This window comes from Dysgonomonas sp. 521 (assembly GCF_010501055.1).
Lineage (GTDB): Bacteria > Bacteroidota > Bacteroidia > Bacteroidales > Dysgonomonadaceae > Dysgonomonas.
On sequence record NZ_QVMO01000049.1, the window covers coordinates 22,038 to 32,492 of the forward strand.

Annotated in this window: 9 protein-coding genes; 4 read left to right on the forward strand and 5 right to left on the reverse strand. The window is 40.7% G+C overall.

The features are described from left to right. The first annotated feature begins 360 nt into the window (after positions 1-360). Together D0T84_RS14025 and D0T84_RS14030 are read left to right on the forward strand one after the other, a co-directional pair. Positions 361-1,497, forward strand: a complete 1,137-nt coding sequence (locus D0T84_RS14025; RefSeq protein WP_163308489.1) for an adenylyltransferase/cytidyltransferase family protein — start codon at positions 361-363, stop codon at positions 1,495-1,497. A gap of 260 nt (positions 1,498-1,757) precedes the next feature. After that, positions 1,758-3,404: a PCMD domain-containing protein gene (locus D0T84_RS14030; RefSeq protein ID WP_163308490.1), complete on the forward strand. Its 1,647-nt coding sequence runs from the start codon at positions 1,758-1,760 to the stop codon at positions 3,402-3,404. Between the two features lie 202 nt (positions 3,405-3,606). On the opposite strand, the gene D0T84_RS14035 is transcribed toward D0T84_RS14030, so the two are convergent. Then, positions 3,607-4,701 (reverse strand): Gfo/Idh/MocA family protein, encoded by a 1,095-nt coding sequence (locus D0T84_RS14035; protein WP_163308491.1) that lies wholly within the window; start codon positions 4,699-4,701, stop codon positions 3,607-3,609. A gap of 257 nt (positions 4,702-4,958) precedes the next feature. Continuing rightward, entirely contained in the window at positions 4,959-5,888 is a 930-nt protein-coding gene (locus D0T84_RS14040) for a TIGR01777 family oxidoreductase (RefSeq protein ID WP_163308492.1), read from the reverse strand. A 504-nt stretch (positions 5,889-6,392) separates the two neighbouring features. Between D0T84_RS14040 and D0T84_RS14045 the strand changes: the two genes are divergently transcribed. Next, entirely contained in the window at positions 6,393-6,860 is a 468-nt protein-coding gene (locus D0T84_RS14045) for a MaoC family dehydratase (protein ID WP_163308493.1), read from the forward strand. 70 nt (positions 6,861-6,930) lie between these two features. Here the strand turns inward: D0T84_RS14045 and D0T84_RS14050 are convergent, their stop codons facing one another. Then, on the reverse strand, positions 6,931-7,605 hold the full coding sequence (locus D0T84_RS14050) for a hypothetical protein (RefSeq protein WP_163308494.1): 675 nt from the start codon (positions 7,603-7,605) through the stop codon (positions 6,931-6,933). A 342-nt stretch (positions 7,606-7,947) separates the two neighbouring features. On the opposite strand from D0T84_RS14050, the gene D0T84_RS14055 reads away from it, so the two are divergent. After that, positions 7,948-8,610, forward strand: coding sequence for a DUF2461 domain-containing protein (locus D0T84_RS14055; RefSeq protein WP_163308495.1), 663 nt, complete (start codon positions 7,948-7,950; stop codon positions 8,608-8,610). Positions 8,611-9,127: 517 nt separating this feature from the next. Here the strand turns inward: D0T84_RS14055 and D0T84_RS14060 are convergent. Both D0T84_RS14060 and D0T84_RS14065 read right to left on the reverse strand, forming a co-directional pair. Beyond that, positions 9,128-9,511, reverse strand: coding sequence for a DUF3037 domain-containing protein (locus tag D0T84_RS14060; protein ID WP_163308496.1), 384 nt, complete (start codon positions 9,509-9,511; stop codon positions 9,128-9,130). Beyond that, on the reverse strand, positions 9,489-10,271 hold the full coding sequence (locus D0T84_RS14065; RefSeq protein WP_163308510.1) for a HipA family kinase: 783 nt from the start codon (positions 10,269-10,271) through the stop codon (positions 9,489-9,491). The genes D0T84_RS14060 and D0T84_RS14065 overlap by 23 nt, the downstream gene beginning before the upstream one ends. Positions 10,272-10,455: the final 184 nt, after the last annotated feature.

Consider the following 10,455-nt stretch of genomic DNA (forward strand, 5'->3'; position numbering starts at 1 on the left):
AGCGGGCTACCAGAACTGAGCGAAAGAGAAAAATCATCCGATTTTGATACGATGGCTCGGATAAAACGGCAGAAAGCATCGGATAATACCGAAAAAAATATATATTTACATATTCAAAAATAAGAAACTGTTTAAATTTTATTCGTTCAAATTTTTAGAGATGTTTTAGAGATGTTTTTTTCTTCCTCGAAACGATAATAGCGGGCTATTTACATACGCTTCGCTCCTGTGACCGTTGGTTGAGTTGAGAGAAAGAAAAAACAGACTAAAACAGACTAAAAATGAACGAAGAAAAAGGTATAATAAAATATTCGTATAAAATTTAAACAGTTTCTAAATTGCTTTATAGTTAGATTATAAATGAAAAAAGTTTTTGTTAGTGGATGCTATGATATGCTCCACAGTGGACATGTAGCATTCTTTGAAGAAGCTGCCGGTTATGGAGATTTATATGTAGGGATCGGCTCGGATAAAACTATCAGTGAGCTCAAGGCGCGTAAAACAGTCAATAATGAACAAGAACGCCTCTACATGATAAAGTCGTTGAAATTCGTTAAAGACGCGTGGATTAATAGCGGAAATGGACTGATGGACTTTGTGCATGAGATGGAAGCCCTCAAACCCGATATCTTCTTCGTTAACAGCGATGGACATAGTGCCCTGAAAGAACAGCTCTGTAAAGATTTAGGCATACAATATGTCGTTAGCCAACGGATTCCGCACGGCGGACTACCTCCACGTTCGACCACAGCACTAAGGGAAGAATGCCGCATACCATATCGTATAGACTTAGCCGGAGGATGGCTCGATCAACCAAACGTAAGCGGCTTATACCCGGGTCCTGTATTGACAATTTCGATAGAGCCCGATTATGAGTTCAATGATCGCAGCGGTATGTCTACCAGTTCCCGCAAGAAAGCGATCGAACTATGGCAAGTAGACATTCCCGCCGGAGACAAGGAAAAGCTCGCAAAAACCCTGTTCTGCTTCGAAAACCCTCCCGGCACAAAATACGTCAGCGGATCACAAGACTCACTTGGAATCGTATTACCGGGACTTAACAGATTGCATTATGATGGAGATTTTTGGCCAGCCGAAATTGAAAAAGTATTAGATGATGAAATACTATCCTGGATAGAAAAACGGCTATGGCTGGTACCTCTGTACCCGCGCCACAATGACTATGATGTACTCTCCAACACCGATATAACTACAGAAAAAGCAAAGGCGCTGAGTTTAGCGGCGGATAAGGCATGGAAAGCCTTAAAAGAAAAAGATATCCGGCTATTCGGCGAATCCGTAAGAGAAAGCTTCGAAGCACAGATTGCGATGTATCCACACATGGTATCAAGCGACATCTTTGATGTAATAAGTAAATACAAAGATCAGGCATTAGGATGGAAATTAAGCGGTGCCGGAGGCGGAGGCTACCTTACATTTGTAAGCGAAAAACCTATCGAGAATGCCATACAGATAAGAATAAGAAGAGCTGAATAAAGATAATCTACATTGAATAAAGAAAATAGGTAATTGTCATTGCAGATCAAGTCTGCAATGACAATTGTCTTTTTAGTAGCCAAAAGCCCGATATCCGGGCTATCACCACCTAAATTTTCGTTAATTTAATATAAAAGACCCTATATAAAAAGCATTATTGCCAAAATTGCTAGACCAAAATTTGGTATATCAGTATTTTTGTCTCCAATAATAAAAATCCACCTAAAAGAGAGAAATAATACTAATTTAAATTTACCCTTATGAACAAGAGAATCCTTAACTGTGTCCTGCTATTGTTTTCATTAGCATTGTTCACAGCATGTAGTGATGACGATGACAAATCAAGCAAAGCACAGATTACAAAAATGACATTCGAAGACGCGATAGTCATTACACAACCGGAGATTGACGGCACAAATATTACTTTTTATGTAAATCCGGATGCGACAAGTGAAGAGCTAAGTAAACTGGTTCCTACTATCGAAATTTCAGCTAAAGCAAGCATCGACCCGGCATCGGGCACGGCGGTCGACTTTTCGGAAGGCAGCGCTAAGTTTACAGTGACGGCAGAGGATGACACACAGGTCATCTATACTGTCAATTGCATGAAGTTTAACGACACCGGTTCTTCTATTTTACGCATGACGTTTGATGACCCTATCGTTGTTAAACAACCGGTAATCGACGGCACAAACATAATCTTCTATGTAAAAGGCACTGCCGTGGGCGAAGACATGGAAAAACTAATACCAACCATTGAAATATCGAAGGATGCGGCTATAGATCCGGCTTCCGGCTCTGAGGTGGATTTCTCGGATGGTATCGTTAAATTCACAGTAACCGGTAAAGATGGGGCTGAAACGATTTACACGGCTATATGTGTGAAAAGCAGCAATGTAGAATCGGCAATTATCAGTATGACATTTGACAACCCGGTAGTTACCCAGCAACCGGTAATTAATGGCACTGATATAGTATTCTTTATCGCGGACGACGCAACACTAAGCGACATACAGGAACTGGTACCGACTATTAATATATCAGAAAAAGCAACAGTAGATCCAGCTCCGGGAACAGCCGTAGACTTTTCGAATGGTTCTGTGGAATTTACAGTAACCGCGGGAGATGGCACTACCAAGACAATATACAACGTATCTTTCTGGCAAAACAAATACGGATTTGAAGACTGGATCGTAGAAAATCCGCAAGCAAGCGAATCTCTATTCTTTTATGCTCCGGTAGGGGGCTGGACCAGCAGTAATACAGGAGCCGCATATCTGAAAGGTATGGGATATACCACACAAGTAGCTGTTACAAAAACAGATGACGCGCACTCAGGCACGGGGGCAGCCAGAATAGAGACATTGGATACAAAAGGCGGTAATATATTCGGCATCAGGATACCTAAAGTAACCACCGGGACCTTATATACAGGCAAGTTTATTACAGACACCAAAAATACGCTGAACAGCACTAAATTTGGTGCAGTGTATAACAAAAAACCGATGACAGTAAAAGGTTATTACAAATATACTCCGGGAGAAGTGTTCTACCGTTGTCCGGATACAAAAAAGATCAACGAGACGGTGGTCGAAGACGGCACTATCGATGAATGTTCAATCAACGCCATTCTGTATGAAATAGAGACTGATGCTGATTACCTGACAGGCGTAGATGCTTACAAATCCGATAAATTAGTTGCCATCGGCCAGCTTCAGGATGGAACAGCAAAAGCACAATACACCCAGTTCAGCATCGATATGGAATATAAGGCTGACAAGCAATATGATCCTGCGAAGAAATACCGTTTCGCTATTATATGCTCATCAAGCAAGTATGGCGATACATTTAGCGGGGCACCGGGTAGTGTATTATATATAGACGATATAGAAATAATATCAGAATAAGCAATACGATAAAAGTAAGAAAGGGGGTGTCTCAAAAGTAAAACATCTCTATCAAATTGTTACTCTCTTTGTCATTCTGAGTGCAACGAAGAATCTTGACCTACCAGATACGAGATGTTTCACTCCGTTCAACATGACAAAAAGATATGAAAAATACTTTTGAGACACCCTCTTTTTTTATGCTTACTTATTAGGGCTCAGTCTATTTCAGCCTTATCACCTCTCCTGTATTATTGCTCTTTATAGCAGCTTCCAGTATTTCTACTACAATCAGGTTGTTCTCCAGTGACGACAAGTCTGCCGGTTTCACTTTTATATCTCCACGTACGGCAGCCTTCAGATAGTAAAACGAATCATTATATGGTTCAGGCAGCTTTCCCGCTACAAACTTAGTCTCTTTTTCGCCAGCACCTATGCGCATATCAGTCGCGTTATCCTGGTATATATATCCTTTATTACCATAGATATGCATATCCTTGCGGCTCATCGGCCAATTCCATGAAGCCATGATTATAGTAGTTACGTCAGGATATTCGAGAACAATAGTAGCATCATCGTCTACATTAGGATATACATCCGGCTTTTGATGTTTCAACGTAGCAAAGACACTGACAGGCTTTTGCCCACCCATCAGCCATGTACTAAGGTTTGCTCCGTAGCAGCCAAAATCGATAACCGCGCCCCCACCATTCTTAACAGGATCGGTCAGCCATCCCAAAAACTCGGGGCTGCACCCTATTTCTACAGGGCCGCTATGCCCGTCATACACATTTATCCGGGATATTTTTCCAACGGACTGCTCTTTGTTTACCAGTTCATAAGCCTTATGGTTCGCGGGGTACCATGTAGTCTCGTAGTTGGTAAGCACCATAATATTGTATTTCTTTGCCAATTCGGCTATACGTTGTGCCTGTTCCACGGTTGTAGCCAACGGCTTCTCTACCATCACGTGAATTCCTCTGGGAGCGCATGCCTCTACTACGCGAAGATGGTCATATATGCTCTCATAAACAATCACTGCTTCCGGCTTTGTCTGATCGAGCATATCATCCAAATCCTGAAAGAAAAGGTTATTGGCAACCTTAGCTTTCAATAGCTTATTATCCCACAGTTGAATATTCTTTTCGGCTACGCCTACAACCTCAAAGTCTCCCCTGTCCAGACGGGACAGTACCTCCCACAGATGGCCATGCGACAAACCGGCTACGCCCAATCGCAAGGGCTTGTCATTTTGAGCCTGAGAGATAATAGAATATGAAGACACGATCATTAAAAAAACAACTTGTATTAGTTTCATTGTTAGAGTCTGTTTAAATTTTATAGCAAATCTTTTTTATAGCTATTTTTAGATGGATTTTATCATTTTTGCCAGCAGGTTTAGCGGGCTAAACCAAGAGTAAAAAGGAAATTGAAAATCGGCGGAGCCAAAAATACGGTAAAAAGAGCATAAAAAAATTGCTAAGAACTATTGACTTGAACCTGTAATAAAAATTTTCGCTAAAATTGAAACAGGCTCTTAATAAAGTATATAGATAGTAAATTTAAAATGAGGCATTAATCTTTTCCCGGAGCACCTTGGCTACTCTTCTTAATCAGAACATCGTTTAAGGCTTCATCGATGTGCTCAAAGGAGAAACGATAATGCATATCCAGCAGATGTTGAGGGATAGCCCTTTGCCCATCCACTACCAAGGTTGCACTTTCTCCCATTATGATCTTCATTACGAAAGCAGGCATCCTGAATATACACGGACGAAACAAAGTACGGGACAAGACTTTGGCGAAACGCCTGTTGGTAACCGGATTGGGAGAAGCGAAGTTAAATACTCCTCTGGCTTCGGGCGTATCCATCAGGAATAATATACCGTCAACCATGTCGCGGATATGTATCCACGATATATACTGGCTTCCCGGGGCCAACACACATCCTAGCCCTAACCGGAAAGGAAGAGTCAGCATGGACAGCATGCCACCGTCTTTGGACAAAACAATCCCCGTACGTAGTATACAAACTCGTGTATGCCTGTTGTCTGCGGCTGTAGCCAGAGCTTCCCATTTTTTGCACAAGTGATATGTAAATTCTTCATGAGGATCAGCATTCTCATTTATCACATCATCGTCCTGAGCTCCGTAATACCCAATAGCCGAACCCGAAATAAATACGGATGGAGGTGTACTGCTCAGTTTGACTAACTCAGTCAGGCGGCGGGTAATATCCCAACGGCTATCGCACAAACACTCTTTCTGGGCTGTAGTCCACCGCTTGCCCGCAATCGGTTCTCCGGCCAGATTGATAATTATATCATACCCGTCAAGTGAACTTAGTTCGTCAAGCGATTTGCAATATGTAACATCATTACCCAGTTTCCGTTTTGCTTTAGCAATATCCCGGCTTAAAACGGTGACTTCATATTTCCGGGCTAATAAACATCGAATCAATGCACTACCGATTAATCCAGTACCTCCTGTAATAAATATATGCATAAAATATCCGGTTATAACCTGAATTGTTCTTCCTTCATACAATTCCCTGTTTCTGTTTTTGCAGGCAATGTAAGTAACTGTTTAAATTTTATACGAATATTTTATTATACTTTTTCTTCGTTCATTTTTAGTCTGTTTTAGTCTGTTTTTTCCTTTCTCTCAACTCAAATAGCCCGCTATTATCGTTTCGAGGAAGAAAAAAGCATCTCTAAAACATCTCTAAAAATTTGAACGAATAAAATTTAAACAGTTACTAAATTGTACAAATCTACATATTTTTATTTTTATAACCCTTTTAAAATTGCTACATAAAACAACTAAGAGCCTGTTTAACTTTTACCAAAATATTTTGCTACAGTTTCTTTTCGTTCATTTTCAGTCTCTTTTTGTCTAATTTTCCCATTCACTCAGCCCAATTGCTAAGAAACAGACTCTAATATTTATTTGGACATATCAGTTAATATCAATAATTTTACGTTCTATTTGTATTAATACGCTATTTTTATGAGTAAAGCTATCATTAATTCGTACCAAGACTTTGAACAATATGTAGGTAAAGAAATCGGCGTTTCCGATTATCTAAAAATCACACAAGAACGTATAAACCTGTTTGCTGAAGCTACATTAGACTATCAGTGGATCCATGTTGACGTTGAAAAAGCCAAGAAGGAAAGCCCCTTTAAAAGCACTATAGCGCATGGTTACCTGATGGTGTCTATACTTCCCTACCTATGGGATCAGATAATAGAGGTTAACAATATCAAAATGCTTATCAATTATGGCATTGAGAAATTGAGATTTAATCAACCGGTTGTTGCCGACAGCGAGGTTCGTCTAAGAGTCAAGCTTGAATCCCTTGTTAATTTACGAGGCATTGCCAAAGCTGAACTAAAAGTAGTATTGGAAATAAAGGATTCTCCTAAAAGCGCATTGGAAGAAAACGTGATATTCCTCTACCATTTTATCAATTGATACATCTTTCGAGTAGCCAGATATAAAAGGCACCTTTTGCGGGTGCCTTTATTGTTTTATACCCTGAAGATTACTCCGGAGCTATATATTCCCCTTGTATAGCTGTATTCGCTGGAGTTACCTCATATTCCGACTCATTAAGTATTTCGCCTGAATCGGCATCTATCTCCAGCAGTTTATACATCGTATCCTTTTGCAGTTTGACACCCCATTGCCGGGCATTATCATTATACCAGACAACAAAGGTCCAGTTGCCATCACCCGTCGATGCATCGATAAAGCCTTTATCCTCCAATATATTCAATACCCCGTTGTAGCCAAAGGCTTCTCTGCCTGCTTCTTTATTGTCCACGCTGCAATTTCCCTGCTGATCGCATTCCAGCCATTTGCCTATAACAAACTGGCTAGGCAGATACAGCCCTTTACTCTTCAGGTTACCATTGGGATAATACTCGCTAAAGACACGATGTACGGCCGGTAACGGTGGAGTCTCGTATATCTGGATAGGTTCTCCCCGGCGTTGGCAGGTAACCCGTTTCTGGGTCCCGTCCGGTTCGGTATATGCATAGTCCAGACTGCCTGATCTGGCTACCTTGACACGAAATGCGTTGATGTCGAATTTCTCGTAACTCAGGGTCACTGTCTTGTTGGGATATATTTCTACCTGTACACTCGCTTGTCCATTTGCATGGAGCCATCCGCAGAGTACAAAAAACGACAATAAATAAAGTCTGATTCTTTTCATAATAGTGATGTGTTTAGGTTATACAGTCAAGTTTTGTCCACATAATCAACATTCAAATATATAAAATTTACAAATACGAAGATAAACTATTGTTAATAAATTACTAACTTAGTTCGTTCTAACGACTAAGAGTCTGTTTGAATTTTATAGCAAATCTTTTTTATAGCTATTTTTAGATGGATTTTATCATTTTTGCTAGCCGGTTTAGCGGGCTAAACCAAGAGTAAAAAGGGGAAAATACGGTAAAAAGAGCATAAAAAAATTGCTAAGAACTATTGTCCTGAACCTGAAATAAAAATTTTCGCTAAAATTTAAACAGGCTCTAATATCAATAATAAAGCTATGCTAAAAAAAGATACCCTCAATTTTTTAGAAGAACTGAAGAAAAACAATACCCGCGAATGGTTTGCAGAGAATAAAACATGGTACCAGCGCTCCCGTACCGATGCCGAGCTATTGGTTGCTCAAATGATTCAGGCCATAGCGGCATTCGATCCGGCAATAGGCTTGCTGGAACCCAAGAAATGCCTTTTCCGCATCTATCGGGATGTACGGTTCTCTGCGGATAAATCTCCCTATAAGACCCACTTTGGGGCTATCTTTCGCCCCCGTACGGCAGAACGTATATCCGGATATTACATGCATATCGATCCTCAGGAGATATTCCTTTCATTCGGATATTATATGTCTGACGCGGAGCAATTAAAGAAAATCAGACGTGGTATATACAACGACTTCGATACGCTCAACGACATACTCAACGACAAGACATTCAAAAAAGAGATAGGCGACCTGTACAGGGATAGCGATGCCCTACAACGTGTACCCAACGGCTTCGACAAAGATCATCCTGCGGCAGAATACCTGAAGCTGAAACACTTCTATGTGCACAAACCTATTTCCATCGACCAGTTGCTAAGTGAAGATTTTGTAGAGTATGCCGCCCGGATATATAAGATTATGTACCCGTTAGGAGAGTATCTTGATGATATTGTTAACGAATAGGTTACCGGAAACAGATACAGAACGATATATTTCAAAAAGTGACAAAAGTGACAGTTATAAACTTATTTTGGTTGTGTTACTTTTTCTTTTTATACCATTGACCTTACTGCACAAACTAACAAAATGACCATAATTACCCTACAATAAAAAGTGACAAAAGTGTACAGTACATAACAAAATATTTCATACACATTAAAAGAGCTTACTATGGTGCCCTTACAGGGCGCAGTTTCTTTAGCTATTATTTTCCCAGGGTGTTACCCTGGGCTAGGATATGTTAGGCTTTCAGCCTGTTTTTCCTCCGGATGCCCTGAAGGGGCTACATATTATAGCCCAGTGGCAAGCGAAGCGTCGCCTTGGGTAAAATTAGCCTTCTGAAAATGCGCCCTGTAAGGGCAGCATAGGTTTGCATTCTATTTTTTGTCATGTACTGTAAAAAAGTGACACTTTTATTCTTTTCTTCATTGTTACCTTTTTCTCTAAAAAGGATATATCTATATATAAGATAAATTTATCCTTACATCACTAACTCTTCGTACAGTCTATCAAACGTAGCATCCAGATTATCGGAAAATCCGGAACGGGAAAGTGAGGTTTGTATAGAGGTACTGCGAACAGCCGTCAACCAACGGTACCTATCGGGAATATCCAGCGAAGCGATGTGCCCTCCGGCCTTCGTGCCCGAACATATTTTGTCGAATACACTCAGGTGGGAGCATAGGGAATCCATATCCAGTTCGGAAGAGAACAACCGCAGTTTTTCTTTATCCAACGTATAACGGGCTTTTATATACTTTGCCCTTTTCGAATACATGATGATACCTACATTTATAAATTCTTCGCGTTCAACCTTCGGCACAAAGCGAATAACGGCATACTCATAGAAGTGTTTCTCTTGCATGTTGTGCTTCTTTTATAAATATTTCCGAATGCTTTATTCTCTCGTTCAAAAAATTGATGTAAACCTGCCTTATAGCAGCGGGCGTTTCGTCTGTCCCACCCCAATGAAGCCAGTCATCGGGTAACAAATTCACGATTTCTTCTATTTTGTCAGGTGTGAGGATTTTCTTAAATTCCTTATCCACGCTATTCAACGCTGAGGCATAAGGCAGTAATACATGATCTTTAATCTGGGTGAAAGGGCTCAATGCATATTTTTCCCAGTTTACCCATGAATGATGGAAATAAAGCGATGCCCCATGATCGATCAGCCACAACTCCTTGTGCCACATTAGCATATTCGTATTTTTTGCCGTACGGTCTACATTTGTCAGCAATGCATCCATCCAGACTATTTGCGAAGCCGTTTTCTCATCAACCTGTGTAACTACCGGATCGAAAGTCAACGCACCCGATAAGAAATGCAAACCCAGATTCAGTCCACGGCTGGCCTGCAAAAGGTCTTGTATCTCCTCATCTCCTTCGGTACGTCCAAAGGCCTCATCCAGATTGATAAACACCATTTCGGGAATACGAAAGCCAAGCGTGTGGGCAATGACACCGCCTATCAATTCACTGACCAGCATTTTAGTGCCGTGCCCCGATCCTCTGAACTTGACTACATATTTAAAACCATCGTCAGCCTCAGCCAACGCCGGCAAAGATCCCCCTTCGCGTAAAGGGGTAATATAACGTATAACGTTTACTGTTCGCAATTCTATTTTTTTAAGTTATATCGATTTGTGGTTGATAATATGTTTATTATAATCGTTCTTTTATTTTTTACATAAAGGCTATCCTAGTCTAAATACTTTAGTTGTAGCTCCCTGCTGCCGCGCCCTCCCGGGCTTGTCCTTCCTTTTGGCATTGCCCAAAAGGAAGCAAAAGGCTAGTGCTTTGTCCCTC